This window comes from Clostridium beijerinckii HUN142 (assembly GCF_000621745.1).
In the GTDB taxonomy this organism is placed as follows: Bacteria; Bacillota; Clostridia; order Clostridiales; family Clostridiaceae; genus Clostridium; species Clostridium beijerinckii_A.
In genome coordinates this window covers 1-20,213 of the sequence record NZ_JHXK01000035.1, presented here as the reverse complement: position 1 = coordinate 20,213, position 20,213 = coordinate 1, and the positions used below count along the sequence as shown (strand labels likewise).

Genomic DNA, 20,213 nt, shown 5'->3' with positions numbered 1-20,213 from the left:
TATTTATTCTATTGTATAATAAAAGCACCACACTTACAATAAAATGTGATGCTTAATTTTTTAGTATTGCGAAATATTTTAAATAATAAAAAATATCGCAAATCTATTCTTAGTTATGAATAGTGCGATATTCTAATTTACTATTAAATTCTCAAATATAATAACATCTATAAGCAACTCTAGAATTGGAATTTATCTCTTCTTACCTTTTTTATTGTTAGCAACAAAAATGCATAAAAAAGTAGCACCTATCGCAATCCAAAGGGCAATATTCATTTAAATCCTCCTCTCAAATCCTTATTTGTCTTTTAGTTAATTATAACATATTTTGCAAATACCGCATTATTCAATTTTTAAAGAACACTATTTCAATTAATTACTACGTCAAATCTACATATCACGAAACTTTATTCCACTGGTCCCAATTTGCAATTAATTGTATTAACCTTCTTTTCTTCTTATTTATCTCTGATTGGGACCAGTTCATTGTATTACCTATTTGCATTTCTCCCATTCCCTTTTCATATTTCATCTTAAGTAACTCTTTAAACACTCCTTTTATTGGTTCTATTGCATCTTTAATATAGCTACAGTCAAGTTCTATTTGATCTATTTGCTCTAAAATCTTTTGCTTTTCCATTTCTTTAGCACATTTTCTTTTTATCATGTATTCTGTTAACCTCATAGCTTCTTTTTCTGCATAGCTTGACCCATCTCCAGAACTTTGCACCCTCTCTTCATAGCTAATTGGTTTTATTCCTGGTTCTATATTTATATTGCAGCTCTTTAAATCATCATCTATAGCTTTTATTTGCTTGTCTAATAGGTTTATCTTATTATTGAGAGAGTTAATAACCTTGTCCTTTTGATAGTATCTACGCACCTTATTTTCTGTTTCTATGAATAGTTCTTTATCCATGTAATACCTCCTTATTTACGAAACTTATTATCTATGTGCTTTTTAATTTTGCCTTTTATGATTAATCTAAATATATCCATGTTGTGTTCTTTCCTGTAGTGATTCCATAGGACTATATTTCTTTTTACTTTTGCTATTGTTTCTATTCTAGACATTGATTCAAATTGTTTCTTGCACTCCTTGCAAGTTACGTATGCCCTCCACATCTAACTTCCTCCTACTCTCTTATATCCATAATATTTATGATAATAGGTCTGCAATATGTGTTATTCCACTCTCTAGCATCACGATTAAATTTTTTCCACTCATCAATAGACATTGTATTTGTTTTAGTCTCTATTACTGCATTTTCTTCTCTAAAGCCTTTATCCGAACATAAATCTATTTTGTAATAAATAAGCTTTTTCATATTTATTTTACCCCTCTACTTAAAATAACTCTTATCGACTGTTACCCACTCTTTACCCTTCTTAATCTCTATCTTTACAATTCCCTCTATTATGTCCGCTTGATTGTAAGACTCTCTAAATATCGCCTGTCCATTTTTATTGAACTCTACTGTTATCTTAAACTTATCTACAGCATATATAATTCCAGGTCTATTATTTATCTTAATAGTATTAGAGTTTTTGCCTTCTTTAGTTTTAGTTACTCTTACTGTTTGTCCTAATTCCATGGCTTAATCCTCCTTAGCTTTTTCACAATTATGGCAAGTGCATTCGCTACATCTTTTTGCCTTTATACATCCTTTTATAACTGAACCTATCGCTAAAATTGGTATCCATCCAAAGAATAAAAAATATATTGATACTAGTGCTAACATTGAATCCATCTCTTAATCCTCCTTAAATCCAATTAGGATTGCTTACATAATGTCTTTCTTTACCTTTTATATAATCTTTAAAGTTATTTGTAAGCTTAGTTATTCTTTCAAGTGTTGCTTTTTCTTCCTGTAATTCTTTTACCTGTTTTTTATATTTATCTACTGTTTACTGGCTTTCATCTAATCCCTTTATAGCTTCGTTTACTGCATCCATACAGCCTTGCCCTATACTTACCTTTTGTTCTAATGCATGTTTGATTATCATCCAGTCTTTATAGCTTAATTCTCCTGTTAATTTACTCATTTGTTACACTCTCCTTTGCAACTTCTAAAGCTACCTTCCAAAGAGCTTGAAACAAATCTCTATCTACTTCTTTAAATTCCCAATACAAATCACCGTTTCTTATAATGATTGTGTGTTTAAAGCTTGAATACACCATTTTTACTTCAACACAATGCATTTTGGTTTTCTCTAAAATAAACTTCCTTAGCTGCCCTTCTGTTAGTAGTGGAATTATATCTTTACCATATTCATTAACGAAAAAATCTATCTGTGAACCTAAAAGTGGGAATTTACTTTTTCTAAATTTCTCATCTCTTGCTGAAAATAAACTTGTTTCCCAATCATTAAGTTTGCTAGTATAATTAATGAATATATTTTGCACTTCCTCAGGTTGTTTTAAAAATTCCTCTGCACTTATATACTCCATTTCTTATTCCTCCAATCCCTCAACATAAATATTGCTTGCCAAAAACTTGTTTATATCTACTAGTTTTATAATAAGTTCTTTAAGCTGTGGTAATTTAGATTCATATTCTTTTAGTTTAAAATTAGATTGTTGTATATCATCTCTTAATTGATTAATTTCTGCTTTTAATTCTTCATTTTCTTTTTCTTTCTTAAAATCTCCATTTTGCAAATAAAATCGAGAAAAATCAGAAAGCTTAATATTTAACTTTTCATTTTCTTCTTTTAATTTCTTGTATTCCTCTTTGTAATCTAAAACTTCCATATCCTCAAACCTCTCCTTTTTATAGCTTTCTTTAATTCCTAAGTCGTTTATAACATCAAAATAGCCTTCATATTCCTTTGATTGTTCTGCTTCATATAATTTATCCTTTGTTAATCCAGGAAGCTTATTCGAGGTCAATTTGCTTAAATAATTAAAGTGTTTTTCGCTTTGGTCATTAATACATTTAACTATCATTCACTCAACCCCTTCAACAATACTGCCCTATTAATAAACTCTCTTGTATACCTCGCATTAACTATAAAGATTCTATTAGGATCACATTCTTTAACTTTGAATCTATCCTTAAGTACCTTGCATGACCAATAATTTTTACATTCTTCTTTATCACAATGCTTTTTCATTTAAGCTCATTCCCTTCTATAGGATAAAAGCAAACTTCTTTACCATATATTCTTATCTTTTCTGCTTCATCAAGGTTTGATGTTAACATTGCATATTTAGAATTCTTAGGAACATAAGAAGATAAAACTTCTACATATTTTGCATTTAGTAATATATGAAAATCACATCCATTTTTAATTAAATAATTAAGTATTTCAAAGGCAACTTCCATCTTTTCAGATTTTTCTCTTATTTCTTTTTCTTTTAACTTATTTTGAGGAAATTGAATAACTTTCATTAGTCCCATTTGTTCAGCTTTCATATAATTTCACCTCAAAATCTTTATACATCAAACTAGGTTGTACGCCTTTATTATCTTGATATTTCCCACTCTTATATGCTTCATATTCACCTAAAATAGTATGGTAATATATTTGGCATATTTCAGTATTAGGATATATTTTGATAGGCTGTACACATTGTAATTCTAATGTCCAGTAACCTTTGAATCCTACATCACCAAATCCAGCAGTAACATGAATATATAAGCCTAATCTTCCTACACTTGATCTACCTTCTAGCATTGGTACTAAGTTATTTGTTTTGGTATATTCAACTGTTCTAGCTAAATACAATCTTCCTGGCCACAATACCATTCCTTCATTCGGTATTATTATCCTGTTGCATTTATTTTCTTTTTTCATATCTAAAATATGTTCATCATCATAAACTAACATTTCATTGTGTAATTTTAAGTTGTAGCTATTTGGATTTAATTGTTTTGGATTATATGGATTTATTATTATATCTTTTCCTAATCTATTTTCTATCTCTTTACCACTTAGTATCATTTCCCCACCTCTTAATTTAATTATTCCTTTCATTCTTAACTGATTCCCAAATGAGATTTGAGAAATAAAGCTGTATTGCTTTTATTCCTCATTCTCTATTAAATTTAAAACATGCTACATTGTCCTTCTATTTCTTCTCGCTTTTTATCGCTTTCTCCAATAAACCATTTCATTACATCTTCTGGCGTTTCCCACTCTGTTTCCATATTGTTTTCTTTTCTGTATCCAAGCATATTTTTAAAACAATTTAAGTATATTTGTTTAAACATAGGATATATTTCAAATTCTCTCTTTTGGTTACTTCCTAAAGGACAGCCTATACATCCTAATCTATCAAATCCATAATCGTAAAGAATGCAATACGGAGCTTCTTGAGATAGAATAAAACTCCATACTTGAACATCAGTCCATGGTAATATTGGTCTTATCATTATTTTGCCTTCAAAAAATTCAACAGCTTTTCTTTCTTTTCTGCCCTTAGATTCTGCATTTCTTACTCCTGTAAAAACCGTATCCCCTATTTCTCCTGTCCTCTCTTTTAACTCTGAACAGCAATATCTCATTCTTCTAGTAGGCGGCAATGCTCTATTACTTAATAATGACATCATTGTAATTTCTTTGCCTTCCATTTTGCCTTTTGCTCTATTTTTAGTGAATTTATTATATTTCACTATCTCTATAGCTGGATAACCTTTTGATTCTGCCCAGGGATCGAAAGAATATTTTATATAATATATTAATTCTGGAGGATCTACTGATGTAGGAGAGTAAACAGCTTTGAATTTTATTCCGCTTAGAGCCATAACTAAATATGTTGCTAAGCTATCTTTCCCTCCGCTGAAAGCTAATATTGTTATTCTTTCGGGATCTCTATTCTGAAATTCCTTGCAAATTAGTATTGAATTATCAATAAATGTTTGCATTTCTACTATAGGCTGATAATCTTTTCTAGGCCTGTGGTTTAATAATTTAATATTAGTATTCTTATGAATCCTTTCTTCATAGCTATTCATTCAATCACCTAACAAATCAATTTGCCTTGACTTATTAGGAAATCGTGCTTAGGTTCATCGTTGCAATAACTTCACCTTGCATGTGAAAACATGTCTGAGTGGATTTTACGCTTTAACTCACTTTTCCTTTTCTCGAAATATTGTTAATGGCTAACTAACACATTTCTATGCAACCTGGTTTACCAGGATAAACTGATTGAATATCTTATTGTTATAAGGCAATTTCTTGCCTAGTTTCCTTTAATTCAACTGTGTCTAGAATTTTAACATTAGACATAGTTCTGATTTTCTTTGCCCATTTTCTAAAATAATCTCTTGCTTCTTGTCTATCAAAGTGTTTTATTATTACTTTTCCTTCTTTTCCCTTATGGCTTTTCCACGTTTCATATTTAAAAGTTATAAGAAAATCTTTGACTTCAAGTTTTATTGGTATTCTTTTAACTTCATTCATTTTTCCACCTTCTCAATTATTATGTTAGTGTACAATCTTCTTTGCTGCTAAAATGGCATGTTTGAATCGGAATCATCTACAATTAATTCCTCATCAAATCCACCGCCAAAAGCATCATTTGCAGGCTGTGAATATTCATTACTTCCGCTAGCTCCTTTTCCTTTACTTCCTAAGAACTCAACACCTCCAAACTGATCCGCTACAACTTCTGTAACATATCTCTTAGTTCCATCTTTAGCATCATAGCTTCTTGTTTGGATTCTTCCACTGATAGCAACTTGGCTACCTTTTGTCATATAATTAGCAGTACTTTCCGCTTGTTTGCCATAAATTACTACAGGCACAAAATCAACTTGTTTTTCTCCTTTTACAAATTTATCAATTGCTAATGTTAAAGTGCATGTAGCAGCTCCACTTCCCGGTATAAATCTAAGTCCTGGATCAGCTGTAAGCCTACCAATTAATACTACTTTATTCATTCTCTTTTCCTTCTTTCTCTTCTATATATTCCTTTATATCTTCAAAGGCTTGTCTTAGCTCTTTTCTACCTTGCTTAACCAAATTATCTGTATTATCATGAATAGTTTTTATAACTCTTTCTATCTGCTCTGCTATAGGTACTATTCCTGTATTTTCTTCTATACGTGCATCTTCTATCTGAAGATTAAGTAAGGCCATCTTTAAGTTTTCAGTTTGCTTTATAGCTGCATCATTAACTCTTGATATTTCTTTTAATAATCTTTCTACTGTTTGTAAAGATTCATTTATGTTTTTACCCATATCTACTCCACCCTTTCACCTTTTAATACCTCACTAATTCAAATCTAAATTCTTGCTTTATTTCTGGATACTTTTCTTTATCAACCTTTCCATCGAACATTATTAAAGGTCTTGCATACACTCCAGAATCATCATAAAGAGATTTGTATAAGACTAATATCTCATAAAAGTTCTCTTTCTCGTGGTACCATTCTCCATTTATCTTTAAATACATAAACTTAACTTTTTCTTCAGTATGCCAACAATATAAAGTCCCCTGTAATTTTTTAGGATCTTCTTGATAAATTTCTCTCATTTCTTTTATTGACATTGGCTTACTTATTCCCATAGTTGCATAAATATATTTTTCTGGCTCAAATTCATTTTTAAAATGTTTATATATAGCTGGATATATTATTTTTCTTTCCATTCCTCACCCTTCTTTCTTAATCTCCCTCGTATACAAAACCCCTTGTTAGGTTTACGCTTTGCACTATATACACATTGAGTTTTATAGCCTACTTCACATTCTTTGCATGATATCCATAGCCTTCCTAGATGGTCTCTGAAGCTTTTCATGATGTTTTACTCCTTCTTTAAATTTGGATTTATATAAATGTCGTAGTAAGTAACGCCAACTGCATATGCCTGCCATATATCTTTTTTAAATCCATAAAACCATCCTGGCTCTTTCTTAGTCCCTTTTCCCTTATTAGTTGTATTAGGTGCAAATCTATCTATTAAAGCTTGTATTATATTGCTATCTTTCGCTTTCATACTTCCGCATATATTTAGCTTTTCTTCTTTTCTATAAATAAGTTGTGGTTTTAACCCCATTTCATAAGACTTTTGATAAAATCTACCTATCCACATACATGTTTCAAATACTGTTGCTCCTACAGCCATTCCATAACTAGCCACCATCTCTATAGCTATATGAAGTTTACATTCATTATTTTTATCAAGAAATTCATTTAAATTTACATCTAAGAACCTTGGGATCACATCATCTAAAACATATTCATTTTCAATTTTCCCTTTTTCTACAATGCTTAAATCATCATTTAAAAGTGCATAACCGCTTTCTACATTTCCTGGATCTATTGCTAATATCAATCCTATACCTCCTTAAGTAACTCTGGATTTTCATAAATATTGCCTATTATTTCACATTCATTTGTATAAGTATTATCAAAATCATATACCAAGCCATTACCACTCAAGATATATCTTGCTGTTTCAATATCATATTTAGCTATAAAATAACCATCTTCTTCATCGACTGAATTATTTATTATATTTATAATATCCCCCTCATATATTTCCTTATCATTCTTATCTTTTAAGCCTGCATATTGCATAATTTCAATTTCACTAAAGTTTGCTCCCATTATTTGCTTATCATTTATTCGCAACCATGTATCTTTATTAGTAAAACTAATTCCTGCTATTGGACACATTTTATTATTGATTTTATCCCATGCTCTAAATTTAATTTCTCTGTTCATTTGTTGCACCTCTCTTGCTTTAATTTCACCATCTATATCCGCCAACTCTAAAATTCCAATTTTTCTTTCTCTTAATACTTTGTTCTTTAAAATATCCGAACACTTCTTTTTCTGCTGTTTCTCTTCTTTTAGCTATATCTCTTATTGTTTTCTGTGTAAGTTCTTTTGGAGTCATATACTCCCTTCTTTCATTTGATTTTCATATGAGAATGAGCGATTACAGCCTTAGTGTTTTATCACTCATTCTATTTAATTCTTAATTTTTTAGTATTGTGAACTCTTTGATTCTTCTGTCCAATTTTTCAATGCTTGGAAAACATCATCTAATGTTCTTTTATCGCCTAAAACTTGTCTATTGGTTTCAATATGCCAAATTACGTTATCTAATTTTCTTTCAGTTTCTTTCTTCTTATCTTGCATAATATCAATTAATTCTTTACTCATATTTAATTCCTCACTCTCATTTATTTACTGCACAAAATCTACATATCACGAATTTGATAATTCAACCTTAGACCATGCTAATAAACTTCTTAGTGTTTCTATTTCTAATCTTGTATTTCTAATAGATTCTTGGCATACTGCATAAGAATTTTCTGCTAAGTCTCTTTCTAACCTTAATTTACTTACCTTGTCTTCACCCTTTGCTAGATCTTGTATTATTGACATTGGATACTTGTCTACCTTAAGCTGTAGTAGTTCTTTCCTTAATGCTACTCTGTATTCTTTTTCAGCATTTGCTTTTTTAAGTCCTAAAGTTTTTAGATTATCATTACCTCTTTGTAACGCTATTTTAGCTAATTCTATTTTTTCTATAATCCTTGGTGGATTTAGTTCATTATTATTCATTTATTCCTCCACGTACCATTTGCCTTCTTTGATTATTTTTCTTAATTCCATACTTGTATGAATATGTCCTAACGTCTGCATAATATCAGATAAGAATCTGTATACTTTTAAATCAAATTCATATTCATCAAAGTGGCAAATCATTAGCTTATGCTCAACCTTGCATTTTTTATCCGAATTAACCACTTCCATAAAGTTTACTGGCTGCTGAATTGGGGTTAATGTCATATTGCTAGTAGCTGTAGTAACATTTACTTGTTGGCAAATGTCACCATCCCAACATAGTAAATTATCTTTATCATTTCCTTTTATTACTTCTATAAAACCAGATTCAAAATCAAAATCACCTTTAAAATTGAATCTAGTACCTATAGGCATTTTCATAGCTTCAATTAAATTTAACTCTTTACTCATTAATATCACTCTCACTTTCTGTAATTATCTTTCCTCCCATGGCTTCTCTGATTATGTCCTCTCTTTTATATAGATTCCCTTTATGTCTCTTTAGTGTTTTAACTATCTTATAGGCATCTTTATATTTGATTTCTAACAATTTTTCTATCTCTTCTACTGTAAAATATTCTTTTAGTAAGATTCTTTCTAAGTAGTTTTGAAAATCTAACTGTAACTTTATTCTTAGCCCATAACCATTTGTACCATGGTGTATCGAATAGTGGCAGCTGTCACAAAGATATATAATGTTCTCCTTACAGTCTCTTAAGGCTATTTGTTCACTTTTAAATATCTTATGATGTGGTGTTAATCTTCCATATTGAAAACATTCTTCGCACGTTCCTATCTTCGCCATAGGCATTAACCTTCATATGCAAAAGCTGCAATTACTTCTTCAGTTCTTATTTTTACAATTTTCTCATTTTCATCTAATCCAGATAATTCGTCTTGAAGTTTCTCAATCTCTTTAATAATTTTTATTTTTCTTTCTTCATCCCTATCTAAAATTTCTTTTTTATGTGCTTTGACTTCTTCTATATCTTTATAAAGCCTTTCATTAAACTTAATTCCATTTTTAGTCTTTTCATAAGTGCCGTTTGGAGTCTTAAGTTTTATTGTTTTCTCTACAACTTCAAATATACTTTTTATATCTTGTTTCTGCTTGCCTATTTGTTTCTCTACACTCTTATTTTGCTTTTTAGGTGTAATTACATTGCTCACTTCTTTTTGTTCTAAAATCGGCTGATTTTGAGTTGTAATTTCGTTGGCTATTTCGTCTGCAATTTCTTTTATTGCTTCATCGTTTTCCTGATATTCCTCTTTAGCTTCTTGAAATATATTTATAAGGTCCTTGTTAGGTATTTTAGGGAAAACTTTCTTCAGGTCCTTAAGTGCATCATTATGTGCTGAAGTACCTTTATCTAATATTTTTAAGCACTCTTCCTTGATTTGTTGTTTAATCTCATTTATTTTCATAATCCAATCCTCCTTATATTCAATCAAAAATTCTTCATTTTCTTTCATATACTCATTAATTCTTTTTATCACCACTTCAACTTCCGCAATAGTTGACTCTCCTGAATCAAATAATGCTGCTGCAATACAAGTCTCTATTGCTTGGTTAATTGCAAATACCTTTTTATCCACTGTTTTATCTACTTCATTCTGTACGTCTCTTTTACATATATAAGATAATGTTACTAAGTCGTATTGAGACAGTTTAGCTTCGAACATTTCTGCTCTTTTCTCCATTGACAGCAAGGTAATCACCTCCCATAATCTAAATTCCCTATCTTTTGTAACTTGTCTAAGTAGTAGAATTTAAGTGTTCCTGTCTTACCGTTTCTTTGCTTTGCTATAATCCATTCCATAATGTTTTTATCTTCTGTTTCTTTGTTGTAATATTCATCTCTATATGTGAACACTATTAAATCCGCATCCTGTTCAATGTTTCCAGACTCTCTTAAATCGCTCATCATAGGTCTTTTATCCGCTCTCTGTTCTACGCTTCTTGATAACTGACATATTAGTATTACATTTATCTCAAGTTCCTTTGCTAAAAGCTTTAATTGCCTTGTAACTTCTCCAATATCTGAACTTCTATTTCCTGTATTGGGTATATCCATTAGTGTCAAATGGTCCACTATTATAAAATCTAATCCATATACTTGCTTAAGTGCTTTGGCTTTGGCTTTTATTGTTAAAATACTTTGATAACTTGAAATGTCTGTAAATATTTTATTTTGCTCTGACAGTTTATTAAAAGTTTCAGCTATTCTTATAAATTCTTTTTCTTCTAGTTTCCCAGTTTGCAACTTTTGAGCTTCTACATTAGCCATATATGCAAATCTTCTTATTCCTAATTGTTCCTCTGTCATTTCCATTTCAAATATCCCACCAACGTATCCGCTCTTAGCTAATCCATCTGCCATATTTATAGCCATTAACGTTTTCCCCATTGAGGGCCTACCACCAATTACAAATAACTCACCTTTTTTAAGTCCATTTGTTGCCTTGTCAAAGTCTGTATAGCCTGTCTCCATTCCTGGTATTTCTCCACCATTTGCGCTTCTTGTTTCTATTGCTACCATTGTCTTTTCAAATAGTTCGCTGTCACTCAATATCTTTGACTTAATTTCTGTTGAGGTTAATTCATTGGTCATCTTCCCAATTACTTCTTGTGGCTTAACTTTTTCATCATATATGCTGTTTAAAGATGATGTTAAAATCTGAATTGTTCTTCTTCGATATGATCTGTCTTTGATTATTTCTATATATTGTTTAGGGTTTATGTGTAGACCGCCTGTCATTAATTGTGTGAGGTACGTTACCCCTCCAACGTCTTTTAGGTTGTCTCTTCCCAATGCCTCTATAATCGGCGTTATTCCTATTTCTTTTCCCTCTGCAAATAAGGTACACATTGCATTGTATATTAACTGATGTTTTGTTAAGTAAAAATCATTTGCTTTTAGTTCATTTACTGCTTGTACCATAATTTTAGGGTTATAGAATATTCCTGATAATAGGTCCTGCTCAGCTCTTAGGTTTTGAGGTGGTAATTGTTCCATTAGCATTCTCCTTTCGTGATTTTTTAGTATTACGAATTACAAATAATAAGTTCCATCCTCATTTTGATATACATCTTTTATTACTTCGTCATTCAAAGTTGTTTCATCCTTTACGCATATCTCTTGGTTTCGATCTAATTCCTGTAATTTTAAAATTAATTCTTTTACTTTCATATATTTCACCCTTTCTGTATATTGCTCTAATCATCAAACTGAAACGCATCATATTGCTTATTTACATTTGGTGTACTTTGAGTATTAGCTTTATTCTTCATACACCATGTATTTAATGCTCTGTAGTGGTCTTTATACTTATTGCCTTTACCATTAACAATGTAGTTATCTAAAGCTAATATTTCCTTGTGTAGTTGATATTCTCCATATTTATTAATTAGCTTGTTATATTGTTCTTGAGTAAGTTTTACTTTTTCTATTGAATCATCAATGAAAGATAAATCTATACTATTCTTATCTTCTCTTATCTTATCTTCTCTTATCTGTGGTACAGTTTCGTCACATTCACGTAACACAACCGTGGACGAAGGTGGATTTAATGTGTAAGATTTGTTAGTTTTGGTATATAACATGGACTTTTCCTCTATATAATTTGTTGGTTTGTAAGTGTCTTTTCTTAGGTAATTGTGTATTAACCAATGTTTTATAACTACAACTCCACTGTCAAATTTAAGCACAAATCTTTTGGCTATTAATAACCTTAAATCATCCTCACTACAATTAATTAGCCTTTGTATTTTCTTCGGGCTGTTTATAAATCCGTCATCATCTGCTCTCATATTTAAGTGGAAATATAAAGCTTGTGCGCTAAGTGGCATATCTAGAAAAGCATCTGAATCAATTATCTGTTTACTGAACATCCTTTTATCGGCCATGTAATCACCTCATTATTGTTTCTTTTGGCAGTCCATACATAAGATCTTTTTATATTTTTGATGACTAAATTTAGCTACATTTTCAGCAACATCCTTGGTGCAATCAATACATTTATAATGCTTTGGGGCACTTCCTTCGTTAGAGTTAGTTTGTCCTGTTTTAGGCTCTTCTTTTGGCTTGTCTGGAGCTTTACCACTTGAAGGGTATGCTTGATTTTTTGCAGTTACATTTTTAATGACTATTCCAGTTATATTTTTGTTGTTATCGTACTCTATACTTTCAACCACAAACCTATCGTTACACTTATAAACGGTTTTTCCATTTACTGTTTGAGCAGATATACTTGCATTGCTAACCCATATAAAAGGTGCTGTATAAAGTTCTCTGCCAATCCCCCAATTAAAGCAAGCTCTTTTAAAACTATCACTAGCAAGACCTTTCTCTTTTTCTGTAAAGCTTTCTGTTCCTGTATCCTCTTTAGATATCCATTCGCCTTTCTCACTATCCCATAAGCTTACTGTGCAATTTGCATTATCTCTTGAATAAGACTTTTTCCAGTTATAAGGTCCAACTGTTTCATCTAATAGGTTCATATCGCAACGTGCATCCTTATATAGTAATAGTGATAATCCATTTTGCTTAACTTGCGCTACTCTCACATCTATCTCACTCGCTCTTAAAGGTCTAAATTGTAACTCCATTTATTTTTCCTCCAATTTCTCTAATATTTCTGAATAATATTTTATATTGTTCTCGGTCTTTGATATTTCGCTATTCAAATGCTCTCTCGCAATTCCAGATATGCAATATATCTCACTAAATGCTTTTAATTCTTCTAATTCTTTTTTTATATATTCCAATCTCCTTTTGGTTTCAGTAATTAAATTCATATTTCACCTACTTTTCAACATCCGATAATACACCGTCTAAAGCTTCAGCTATATCTAAAATCATGTCATAAAGCACTGAATAGTCATTTTCTAGGTACTCAGCTATATCATTATCAGGCAAAGCGTTTCTTACATCATTTACATGTGAATTAACTACTGCTGCTCTTTCTTTTAATTGTTTTAAACTAACCAACTTGCATTATCTCCTCTCTGTGATATAATTGTTCTTGATTGATTTTCTATGCTATCTTGGATTACTTGCCGGTTGTCCAGGATAGCTTTTATATTCTGCTATTCTTTTAATTAATACACTCACGCTTACGTTGTACATTTCTGCTATTTCCTTATTAGTTTTAGTAATTTTTAGTTTTAAAATATTTTCTATATCTTCTGGTTTGACTTTTCTTACCCTAGTTTTACTAGTTACATGTCTTAATTGCCTTTTACTTCTTGTATCTTGAACTGTTTTCATTAATCCCTTGTTTCTTAGCTTGTATACCATATTAATCACCTTAGATTCGGTTTTGCCTAATGCAAGAGACATTTCCTCTAAACCTATAATGTTGTACCAGTTAATTAGGTAATCTAAATCTTCATCAGTCCAAGGCTTAAATTGTGAAAAATGTAGTCCTGGATTATATTTCATTCTTCCGCAGCTGTCATACTCGATAGGATAAACAATATCAACCTCTTCGCATTCCTTCATTTTCCTTTTCCTTCTTGCTAAAATCTATTGCAGCTTGTCTTAATGCTGCTGTTAAATTTAAATGATTCATTAGAAACATATTTGCTATATCTTTAGATATCTCTAACTCTTTGTTTATCACTCTTCTTCCTCCTGTCTGTAGTTTTAAAATCATGTGTGCTTGGATTAAACCATATAATAAACTGTTTTCCGATTATTCTTATTTGGTAACCTTCCATTGTTATTTAACCTTTCTTGCTTTATCAATTAATTCCGCTGCTTTCTTAAACTCAACTAAACATTTAGGACAGATATCTAAATCAAATACTTTTGTTAACCCTTTCATTTCTCCGCAACAATGGCAGCCCACTTTATACTTTCTTAAAATGATATCTTCACCTTCTACAAAGATTTGTAATTTATCTCCTTCATTTAGTTTTAAAGTTCTTCTTAACTCCATTGGTATTACTATTCTTCCTAATTGATCTAATGGTCTTGTTACGCCAGTACTTTTCATAATTAATCATCCTTTCTTATTTATTTTCATAGTATTTCAGTATGGTGTACTATCACCAATTTTGATTTTTTACTTTTTTGCCAATTACTAATTGATTTTTTCCATCTAATTCAGCTTCAAAATATCCTTTGCATTTATTACCTAATGCTTTGTCTATATCTGGATTCAAAGTATCTTGATATACTATTTCTCTATCTTCACTATAGATAAGCATACTGTTATCATTTAAAGACTTTTGTATTTTTACTATCATGTTAATTCTAAATCCTTTCTTCGATGCGCCTACACGCTCTGAATTATTTAATGACCTTCAAAACTGGTTTATTTTTATTATCTACATATTCTTTGCTGAACTCATTGATATAGTAATCAACATTTGCTTTCACTTTTAATATGCCTTTTTGCTTATCCCAACTTAAAGCGTATATTTTATTTATTCTCACTTTTGTATCGTTCCCGCATATTGTCCAACTATCATCCCACATATTTAATGGTGGAATGTCCATGTACAAATTAAAAGGAAGTATTAAATCTTGTGTCCTTATACATCCTTTAGAATCCATACTGAAGAATAGACATCCAGTTTCATTTCTGTTTATATCTTTGCCTCCACATTCGCCACCATGTCTATAATTTCTTTTGCAATATGCACATTCTAATCGGTTGGGTAAATCCTGTGGTCTATTCATATATCAGTCTCCTTCCTTCATGATATCCACACATCACGCATTAACTCTATTTTTATTTTTAATTAGTACTCTTGGTGTATTGCCATACTTCTTCTTAGCTTTCTTAGCCTTTTCTTCGCATTCAAAACATACATAATCTTTATCTTTGATTTTATTTTTTATACTTACGTTGTATTTCACATGGCACACTTTACACCTTTTGTAATGAAAGTCACTTCCCATAAGCTTGTACCAATGTTTCATTGATTCTCTTTAAGATTTCTTCTTTAGATTCATGATTATTGAATTTTAATACGAAGTTTCTCATCTTTTTTATCCCCCATTTCTTCCTCTCTAAATTTATCAATCTCCAGCTCTAATGAACTTAAGTTATTACACACATAAGAATCTTCAATGTAGTCGTATTTGAGTATCTCCCAAAGCTGTCCATCTTTCATAAACACTCCACCTACTTCTTTCAATCTCTTTCCCTCCAGTGCTCACAATTTATAACTGGCTCTGCGTCTAAATTTTTATCCTCATATTCGCAATATCTAATTGCATCTATATGTTCATTTGGGCATCCATCTAGCTCTGGGTGAGGTTCTAAATATGGTGGCTCATAAACATAACCGGAACAAGTTAGACAAGTTTTATTCTTATTGTTATACCAACATATACCTTCATGTTTTTTCATAGCTGACTTATTAATTAACCTTCTCTTATGACAGTGTTCACATTCATAGATAGTTCTTTCTATCATTGATAAAATAACCTCCTACAATATTTTTATTATGTTGATTAACTTGGACTATTACATCCTTTAATCATTAACTCTAGTTCTCTGGTGGGCTTCCAATTAATGATTGCTTGCTTAGCTGATTCAAAGTCTTTAATTAAAGTATTTCTATAAGAATTTACATTTAATTTATTCTTGTAATCATGCCAAAAACTTCTGAATGCTTTCTTTGCTAATTCTCTATATGCAGCTGTATCTTTTCCACCTAGAATTGCTACTACTTTCTTATTTGCTAGATCATTTAATTCTTGTTGTTGTGAATAATCAATTGTTGTATTGTTTTCTATCTTAGTCATTCTGTTATCGAGCTCTACTGTTTTTTCATCTATCATTAGAATTGCTTGTAGCTCTTTAGATATTGGTTTGATAAATGCTTTGGCTAGTACATCTTTTGCTCTTAGTTGATAGTTGACTAACTTTTCAGCTACTTCTGGTTGCTCTTCCTGCATCTTAGGTGTTATAGATATCTTTGCTAACCATAGTGGAAGAAAATCTAATTCTATTCCTAAAACCTCATTGTTTGGGTCAATTACCCCTGCTTGAAATTTCAAGCACCCTTTATTTAGCACTAAATCATTTTGTATATTTTGTACTTGAGTATCTTTCTGGCTTTTACTTAGCCCTATTCCTTTGCAAATGTAACTAACTCCTGTAAAAATTTTTCCTGTTGCTTCATCTTTAACAGCTACTAAGCTATCTCCGAAAAACTCAACTGATTTGATTAATAAATTATTCATAAAGCTCCTCCTTTACTTTTGGTAAATTATGTCTCGTAGTTTTGTAAATTCTTTAGCTTGATTTGTCTGTATGTTCCACTCCATATTGCTTTTTTGCATAATCCATTGATAACAATGCAATAGCTGGGAATACATTTTGAAACTTACTTGCATATTCACATCTAATATCATTTGAGATCCTTTTATCATTAAGTAAATCTACAATTATATTACTTAATGAGACTAAACATTCTTCATCATCTTTCTCACCATGGTTCATAATATAAAGACCTCCCTTTATTATGTTAATCAATTCATCATAGGCAACTTGGCCTATTTATCATTATTGTTTATTATTTTCTTCATTTTCTTTTTTAGGAAATATCTTTTCATTATCTTTGTATTTTTCATACAAAATAAGCATGTTTCGCGTAACTAGTTTTTTAAATTCATCGGTTACTTCGCATCTAATTTCATAATGCAATTTGATCACTCCTAAAATAAATCATCTTCATTGTATGCTTGGACGCTTTTATTTGTTACTCAAAGAATAATTCAATCACCGAACTATCTAGTGCAGTTGCTATCTTGTCCATGGTTTCTTTACTTGGGTTTGTCTTCTGTTCGTTCTCTAAATTAGAAATATACGTAGCTGATAAGCCTGTTGCTTCAGCAACATCGTACACTGTCATATTTAATAATTTCCTTTTATTTTTTATTTTATTGCCCATGTTTTCACCTCCTTGTATCCTATGAGAATATACTATCATGTTCTATTAGAACACACAAACAATCGTATTCTCCTAGGACACGATTACAGTGAATTACCATATTCTAACAGCATATATCTTAATTTTTCTTCAATTTACTATTGACTTTATATTCTATTAGCATATAATATATTCCATGGGAATATAAATTCCAGTTATAGTCAATAGTTAATTAATATTGGAAGGTTGTGATATCATGTTCGGTGAGAACATAAAGAAAATAAGAGAATCAAAAAAGATAGGAGTTAATGAGTTATCAAGGCTTAGCGGTGTTAACGCTAGTTACATAAGTGCTTTAGAACGAGATGAAAAGAAAAATCCATCAGTTATGATTTTAAATAAATTAGCTACTGCTCTAGATATTGCGGTTGATGATATTATGAAAAGTGAAACCAATACAGTTGAAGAATGTTCAAACATACATGAAGAATCAGATACATATGAAACCGAAGAATTTAAAACCGCTGAGGCAGCTATGAAATTTATTTTGAAGCAGCCTGCTATTATGGGATTCGGAGGATTTGACGCAAATAAACTTTCTAATGAAGAAATAGTTCAATTTGCGAATGAATTATTAAGCCAATTACAATTATTGGGACTTAAATATAAGAAATAGGGTGATTCTATGTATTCTTGGATTGATAACATAATTTTAGGAATCAAAGACAATGACAATTATACAAATGTTTACGAATTATATGATTACTTGGAAATAGAGATAGTTAAATTAATGCCTACAAATATTCTTTTAAGGGGCAATGATAGTTTCTATTATCGGGATTTTAATGATAAAGAAATTGTTTTTATCCGAAATGATCTAAATATCTCTATGGAAAAATTTATTTTGCTTCATGAATTAGCACATGCTTTGCTACATACACACATTTACGAAGCTGCGTTTAACAAAAATTTCATTAATAAAGATAAGATTGAAAAACAGGCTAATTATTTTGCCTTTAAAATGTTAAATATAGATTTTGATAAAATTGAATTGGAAGGTATGACTATTGAACAAATTTCTACTTATATAGGTATTCCATATAACTTATTGTCCAAATTGATTAGTTAACATAAGGAGGAATAACATGAAAAGAATTGCTATATATTCTAGAAAATCGAAAGAAACCGATAAAGGAGAATCTATAAAAAACCAGATAAAAATGTGTAGAGATTACTTTCTACGTTATGATGATGAATCTACTTTTGAGGTTTTTGAAGATGAAGGATTCTCAGGGAAAAATACTGATAGACCTGCATTTAAAAGAATGATGATGTTAGCAGCACATAAAAAATTTGATATTATTGCTTGTTATAAAGTAGATAGAATTGCGAGAAACATCATAGATTTTATGAATACGTTTGATATACTAAGAAAAAATGATGTTTCATTAGTATCTATAACCGAAGGTTTTGATCCAAACACACCTGTTGGAATGATGATGATGACATTAATTGCAGGCTTTGCTGAAATGGAACGTATGAACATTGCTCAACGCATAAAGGACAATATGAAATCACTTGCAGAGCTTGGAAGATGGTCTGGTGGGACTCCTCCTACTGGATATAAGTCTATTCAACTTGAAGTCGGCGGTAAAATAGTAACATATCTAGAATTACTTCCAGAATATAAAGAAAAAATAAAACTTTCTTTTGAAACTTTAGCTCAAGGGCATACAATACGCCAAAGTGCCGCTATTCTTAATATGCCTGTAAAGACAGTCGCTAATATAATAAATAATCCAACTTATTGCAAAAGTGATGAATTAAGTGCCAACTATTTAAAATCAATAGGCTATGAAGTATATGGCGAATTAAATGGAAATGGTTATATGCCTTATAATCGCAGACCTAAATCTAAAAATGGTAAAAAAACATTTAACGCCAAAGGGATGTTTGTTGCTGTTAGCAAACATGAAGCTATAGTTGACTCTAGTTTATGGATTACAGCTAATGAACAAATAAAACAACGTGGTAATGAAGCCAGACCAAGAATCTCTCAAAACAGCTTCTTAGCGCATCTGGTTAAATGTTCTTGTGGCAGCGGAATGTATTTAGAACCAGGTAAGACGCGAAAAGACGGAACAAAAACTTACTACTTTAGATGTTCCAGACAACGATATGATAAAACTTTATGCAATACTGGATGGATAAACGCTACTTATTTAGAAGAAGACATATTAGAAAGTTTAAATACTTGGGCTTCGGATAAAAGTGAGTTAGAAAGCTATGTAAATAAAAGGCCATCTGGAGATATAACAAAAAATATTAAAAAAATTAAGAAAGCGATTGATAAAAATAATTCAGATCTGCATAAATTAACAGAAAAACTAATAATTCTTGAAGGTTCAGCTGTTGATGCAGTTACTAGTAAAATGAATGAAATATCAAGGGATAATGAAAAATTAAATGAAAGTTTATTATTACTTGAACGTAAAAATTTAACTAATGATATTGATACTATTAATATAGAAATATTACAAAATAAAATAAAAGAAATTGTGAATACGTGGCATGAATTAACAATAGATGATAAACAAATATTAATAAAAAGTATAATAAAGAGTATACTGTGGGATGGAGATAAGGCGTTTACTATACAACCAAATTTATAATTTACTGGTGTTTGAACTGGGTTGCACAACCTAACCATCATAAATACCAGTAAAAAAATAAATCTAAAACTTTCGCTTAGCCTTTAAAAAATTCTTTATATATCAGTAACATTTTAT

General features: G+C 30.5%; 46 protein-coding genes. 3 read left to right on the top strand and 43 right to left on the bottom strand.

Translation table 11 applies throughout. From position 1 onward, the window contains the following. Positions 1-397: 397 nt before the first annotated feature. The 43 genes from T483_RS0115670 to T483_RS29230 form a co-directional block, all read right to left on the bottom strand. Positions 398-919 carry a hypothetical protein gene (locus T483_RS0115670; RefSeq protein WP_026887701.1) on the bottom strand — a complete coding sequence of 174 codons (522 nt, stop codon included), beginning with the start codon at positions 917-919 and terminating at the stop codon, positions 398-400. A gap of 11 nt (positions 920-930) precedes the next feature. Next, the gene (locus tag T483_RS0115665) at positions 931-1,125 is read right to left on the bottom strand and encodes a hypothetical protein (protein ID WP_026887700.1); all 195 of its coding nucleotides are present in this window, start codon (positions 1,123-1,125) and stop codon (positions 931-933) included. Between the two features lie 11 nt (positions 1,126-1,136). Beyond that, on the bottom strand, positions 1,137-1,328 hold the full coding sequence (locus T483_RS0115660; protein ID WP_026887699.1) for a hypothetical protein: 192 nt from the start codon (positions 1,326-1,328) through the stop codon (positions 1,137-1,139). Positions 1,329-1,343: 15 nt separating this feature from the next. Then, positions 1,344-1,595: a hypothetical protein gene (locus T483_RS29265; protein WP_035790241.1), complete on the bottom strand. Its 252-nt coding sequence runs from the start codon at positions 1,593-1,595 to the stop codon at positions 1,344-1,346. 3 nt (positions 1,596-1,598) lie between these two features. Next, a complete protein-coding gene (locus T483_RS31080; protein WP_155268492.1) occupies positions 1,599-1,751 on the bottom strand; it encodes a hypothetical protein in 153 nt (50 codons plus the stop codon). 157 nt (positions 1,752-1,908) lie between these two features. Further along, positions 1,909-2,046, bottom strand: coding sequence for a hypothetical protein (locus T483_RS31075; RefSeq protein ID WP_155268491.1), 138 nt, complete (start codon positions 2,044-2,046; stop codon positions 1,909-1,911). After that, the gene (locus tag T483_RS0115640; protein ID WP_026887698.1) at positions 2,039-2,452 is read right to left on the bottom strand and encodes a hypothetical protein; all 414 of its coding nucleotides are present in this window, start codon (positions 2,450-2,452) and stop codon (positions 2,039-2,041) included. Before T483_RS0115640 ends, T483_RS31075 begins: the two co-directional genes overlap by 8 nt. A 3-nt stretch (positions 2,453-2,455) precedes the next feature. Further along, positions 2,456-2,950 carry a hypothetical protein gene (locus tag T483_RS0115635; protein WP_026887697.1) on the bottom strand — a complete coding sequence of 165 codons (495 nt, stop codon included), beginning with the start codon at positions 2,948-2,950 and terminating at the stop codon, positions 2,456-2,458. Next, entirely contained in the window at positions 2,947-3,117 is a 171-nt protein-coding gene (locus T483_RS31070; RefSeq protein ID WP_155268490.1) for a hypothetical protein, read from the bottom strand. The genes T483_RS0115635 and T483_RS31070 overlap by 4 nt, the downstream gene beginning before the upstream one ends. Then, complete coding sequence (locus T483_RS0115625; protein WP_026887696.1) at positions 3,114-3,419, bottom strand: hypothetical protein; 306 nt, start codon at positions 3,417-3,419, stop codon at positions 3,114-3,116. Before T483_RS0115625 ends, T483_RS31070 begins: the two co-directional genes overlap by 4 nt. Further along, on the bottom strand, positions 3,409-3,948 hold the full coding sequence (gene dcd / locus T483_RS0115620; protein WP_026887695.1) for a dCTP deaminase: 540 nt from the start codon (positions 3,946-3,948) through the stop codon (positions 3,409-3,411). Before dcd ends, T483_RS0115625 begins: the two co-directional genes overlap by 11 nt. Before the next feature lie 104 nt (positions 3,949-4,052). Then, positions 4,053-4,961, bottom strand: a complete 909-nt coding sequence (locus T483_RS0115615) for a phosphoadenosine phosphosulfate reductase family protein (protein WP_051560408.1) — start codon at positions 4,959-4,961, stop codon at positions 4,053-4,055. Between the two features lie 211 nt (positions 4,962-5,172). Then, entirely contained in the window at positions 5,173-5,412 is a 240-nt protein-coding gene (locus T483_RS0115610; RefSeq protein ID WP_026887693.1) for a hypothetical protein, read from the bottom strand. A gap of 47 nt (positions 5,413-5,459) precedes the next feature. Then, complete coding sequence (locus tag T483_RS0115605; protein ID WP_026887692.1) at positions 5,460-5,891, bottom strand: single-stranded DNA-binding protein; 432 nt, start codon at positions 5,889-5,891, stop codon at positions 5,460-5,462. Continuing rightward, positions 5,884-6,192: a hypothetical protein gene (locus tag T483_RS0115600; protein ID WP_026887691.1), complete on the bottom strand. Its 309-nt coding sequence runs from the start codon at positions 6,190-6,192 to the stop codon at positions 5,884-5,886. The genes T483_RS0115605 and T483_RS0115600 overlap by 8 nt, the downstream gene beginning before the upstream one ends. 22 nt (positions 6,193-6,214) lie before the next feature. Next, the gene (locus T483_RS0115595; RefSeq protein ID WP_026887690.1) at positions 6,215-6,601 is read right to left on the bottom strand and encodes a DUF1653 domain-containing protein; all 387 of its coding nucleotides are present in this window, start codon (positions 6,599-6,601) and stop codon (positions 6,215-6,217) included. Further along, positions 6,586-6,750, bottom strand: coding sequence for a hypothetical protein (locus T483_RS31065; protein WP_155268489.1), 165 nt, complete (start codon positions 6,748-6,750; stop codon positions 6,586-6,588). Before T483_RS31065 ends, T483_RS0115595 begins: the two co-directional genes overlap by 16 nt. 6 nt (positions 6,751-6,756) lie before the next feature. Then, positions 6,757-7,287, bottom strand: a complete 531-nt coding sequence (locus T483_RS0115585; protein ID WP_026887689.1) for a hypothetical protein — start codon at positions 7,285-7,287, stop codon at positions 6,757-6,759. Positions 7,288-7,289: 2 nt separating this feature from the next. Beyond that, positions 7,290-7,724 (bottom strand): YopX family protein, encoded by a 435-nt coding sequence (locus T483_RS0115580; protein ID WP_051560406.1) that lies wholly within the window; start codon positions 7,722-7,724, stop codon positions 7,290-7,292. Continuing rightward, positions 7,705-7,854: a hypothetical protein gene (locus T483_RS31670; RefSeq protein WP_196244886.1), complete on the bottom strand. Its 150-nt coding sequence runs from the start codon at positions 7,852-7,854 to the stop codon at positions 7,705-7,707. The genes T483_RS0115580 and T483_RS31670 overlap by 20 nt, the downstream gene beginning before the upstream one ends. 89 nt (positions 7,855-7,943) lie before the next feature. Beyond that, the gene (locus tag T483_RS29260) at positions 7,944-8,123 is read right to left on the bottom strand and encodes a hypothetical protein (protein WP_035790240.1); all 180 of its coding nucleotides are present in this window, start codon (positions 8,121-8,123) and stop codon (positions 7,944-7,946) included. A 45-nt stretch (positions 8,124-8,168) separates the two neighbouring features. Next, complete coding sequence (locus T483_RS0115565) at positions 8,169-8,528, bottom strand: hypothetical protein (protein ID WP_026887687.1); 360 nt, start codon at positions 8,526-8,528, stop codon at positions 8,169-8,171. Next, positions 8,529-8,942, bottom strand: a complete 414-nt coding sequence (locus tag T483_RS0115560) for a hypothetical protein (RefSeq protein ID WP_035790238.1) — start codon at positions 8,940-8,942, stop codon at positions 8,529-8,531. Then, the gene (locus T483_RS29255; RefSeq protein ID WP_026887685.1) at positions 8,935-9,336 is read right to left on the bottom strand and encodes a hypothetical protein; all 402 of its coding nucleotides are present in this window, start codon (positions 9,334-9,336) and stop codon (positions 8,935-8,937) included. The genes T483_RS0115560 and T483_RS29255 overlap by 8 nt, the downstream gene beginning before the upstream one ends. 5 nt (positions 9,337-9,341) lie before the next feature. Continuing rightward, a complete protein-coding gene (locus tag T483_RS0115550) occupies positions 9,342-10,241 on the bottom strand; it encodes a hypothetical protein (protein ID WP_026887684.1) in 900 nt (299 codons plus the stop codon). Between the two features lie 5 nt (positions 10,242-10,246). Then, positions 10,247-11,548 (bottom strand): replicative DNA helicase, encoded by a 1,302-nt coding sequence (gene dnaB, locus T483_RS0115545; protein WP_242841874.1) that lies wholly within the window; start codon positions 11,546-11,548, stop codon positions 10,247-10,249. A gap of 36 nt (positions 11,549-11,584) precedes the next feature. Continuing rightward, the gene (locus tag T483_RS31060; protein ID WP_155268488.1) at positions 11,585-11,722 is read right to left on the bottom strand and encodes a hypothetical protein; all 138 of its coding nucleotides are present in this window, start codon (positions 11,720-11,722) and stop codon (positions 11,585-11,587) included. A 26-nt stretch (positions 11,723-11,748) separates the two neighbouring features. Further along, positions 11,749-12,438: a replisome organizer gene (locus tag T483_RS31665; protein ID WP_196244885.1), complete on the bottom strand. Its 690-nt coding sequence runs from the start codon at positions 12,436-12,438 to the stop codon at positions 11,749-11,751. 12 nt (positions 12,439-12,450) lie between these two features. Next, positions 12,451-13,140 (bottom strand): hypothetical protein, encoded by a 690-nt coding sequence (locus T483_RS0115530; protein ID WP_026887682.1) that lies wholly within the window; start codon positions 13,138-13,140, stop codon positions 12,451-12,453. Continuing rightward, positions 13,141-13,329 (bottom strand): hypothetical protein, encoded by a 189-nt coding sequence (locus tag T483_RS0115525; RefSeq protein WP_026887681.1) that lies wholly within the window; start codon positions 13,327-13,329, stop codon positions 13,141-13,143. Between the two features lie 7 nt (positions 13,330-13,336). Beyond that, complete coding sequence (locus tag T483_RS0115520) at positions 13,337-13,522, bottom strand: hypothetical protein (protein WP_026887680.1); 186 nt, start codon at positions 13,520-13,522, stop codon at positions 13,337-13,339. 51 nt (positions 13,523-13,573) lie between these two features. Continuing rightward, on the bottom strand, positions 13,574-14,035 hold the full coding sequence (locus tag T483_RS31660; protein WP_035790236.1) for a hypothetical protein: 462 nt from the start codon (positions 14,033-14,035) through the stop codon (positions 13,574-13,576). Continuing rightward, on the bottom strand, positions 14,013-14,156 hold the full coding sequence (locus T483_RS31050) for a hypothetical protein (protein ID WP_155268487.1): 144 nt from the start codon (positions 14,154-14,156) through the stop codon (positions 14,013-14,015). The genes T483_RS31660 and T483_RS31050 overlap by 23 nt, the downstream gene beginning before the upstream one ends. A gap of 99 nt (positions 14,157-14,255) precedes the next feature. Beyond that, on the bottom strand, positions 14,256-14,531 hold the full coding sequence (locus tag T483_RS0115505; RefSeq protein ID WP_026887679.1) for an AbrB/MazE/SpoVT family DNA-binding domain-containing protein: 276 nt from the start codon (positions 14,529-14,531) through the stop codon (positions 14,256-14,258). 52 nt (positions 14,532-14,583) lie between these two features. After that, positions 14,584-14,784: a hypothetical protein gene (locus tag T483_RS0115500; RefSeq protein WP_026887678.1), complete on the bottom strand. Its 201-nt coding sequence runs from the start codon at positions 14,782-14,784 to the stop codon at positions 14,584-14,586. A 43-nt stretch (positions 14,785-14,827) separates the two neighbouring features. Next, on the bottom strand, positions 14,828-15,220 hold the full coding sequence (locus T483_RS0115495; RefSeq protein WP_026887677.1) for a hypothetical protein: 393 nt from the start codon (positions 15,218-15,220) through the stop codon (positions 14,828-14,830). 33 nt (positions 15,221-15,253) lie between these two features. Further along, positions 15,254-15,463: a hypothetical protein gene (locus T483_RS0115490; protein WP_035790235.1), complete on the bottom strand. Its 210-nt coding sequence runs from the start codon at positions 15,461-15,463 to the stop codon at positions 15,254-15,256. A 35-nt stretch (positions 15,464-15,498) separates the two neighbouring features. After that, positions 15,499-15,681: a hypothetical protein gene (locus T483_RS0115485; protein WP_026887675.1), complete on the bottom strand. Its 183-nt coding sequence runs from the start codon at positions 15,679-15,681 to the stop codon at positions 15,499-15,501. Continuing rightward, positions 15,678-15,962 (bottom strand): hypothetical protein, encoded by a 285-nt coding sequence (locus T483_RS0115480; protein ID WP_026887674.1) that lies wholly within the window; start codon positions 15,960-15,962, stop codon positions 15,678-15,680. The genes T483_RS0115485 and T483_RS0115480 overlap by 4 nt, the downstream gene beginning before the upstream one ends. Before the next feature lie 38 nt (positions 15,963-16,000). Beyond that, positions 16,001-16,735, bottom strand: coding sequence for an ORF6C domain-containing protein (locus T483_RS30150; protein ID WP_051560405.1), 735 nt, complete (start codon positions 16,733-16,735; stop codon positions 16,001-16,003). A 52-nt stretch (positions 16,736-16,787) separates the two neighbouring features. After that, on the bottom strand, positions 16,788-16,994 hold the full coding sequence (locus T483_RS0115465; protein WP_026887673.1) for a hypothetical protein: 207 nt from the start codon (positions 16,992-16,994) through the stop codon (positions 16,788-16,790). A 63-nt stretch (positions 16,995-17,057) separates the two neighbouring features. After that, the gene (locus T483_RS31045; protein ID WP_155268486.1) at positions 17,058-17,198 is read right to left on the bottom strand and encodes a hypothetical protein; all 141 of its coding nucleotides are present in this window, start codon (positions 17,196-17,198) and stop codon (positions 17,058-17,060) included. 55 nt (positions 17,199-17,253) lie between these two features. Then, complete coding sequence (locus T483_RS29230) at positions 17,254-17,445, bottom strand: helix-turn-helix domain-containing protein (protein ID WP_035790233.1); 192 nt, start codon at positions 17,443-17,445, stop codon at positions 17,254-17,256. Positions 17,446-17,680: 235 nt separating this feature from the next. Between T483_RS29230 and T483_RS0115450 the strand changes: the two genes are divergently transcribed. From T483_RS0115450 to T483_RS29225, 3 genes are read left to right on the top strand one after another with little or no spacing between them, the layout of a single operon-like run. Further along, complete coding sequence (locus T483_RS0115450) at positions 17,681-18,100, top strand: helix-turn-helix domain-containing protein (protein ID WP_026887672.1); 420 nt, start codon at positions 17,681-17,683, stop codon at positions 18,098-18,100. A gap of 9 nt (positions 18,101-18,109) precedes the next feature. After that, positions 18,110-18,553 (top strand): ImmA/IrrE family metallo-endopeptidase, encoded by a 444-nt coding sequence (locus tag T483_RS0115445; protein ID WP_026887671.1) that lies wholly within the window; start codon positions 18,110-18,112, stop codon positions 18,551-18,553. A gap of 16 nt (positions 18,554-18,569) precedes the next feature. After that, complete coding sequence (locus T483_RS29225; protein ID WP_051560403.1) at positions 18,570-20,096, top strand: recombinase family protein; 1,527 nt, start codon at positions 18,570-18,572, stop codon at positions 20,094-20,096. Positions 20,097-20,213: the final 117 nt, after the last annotated feature.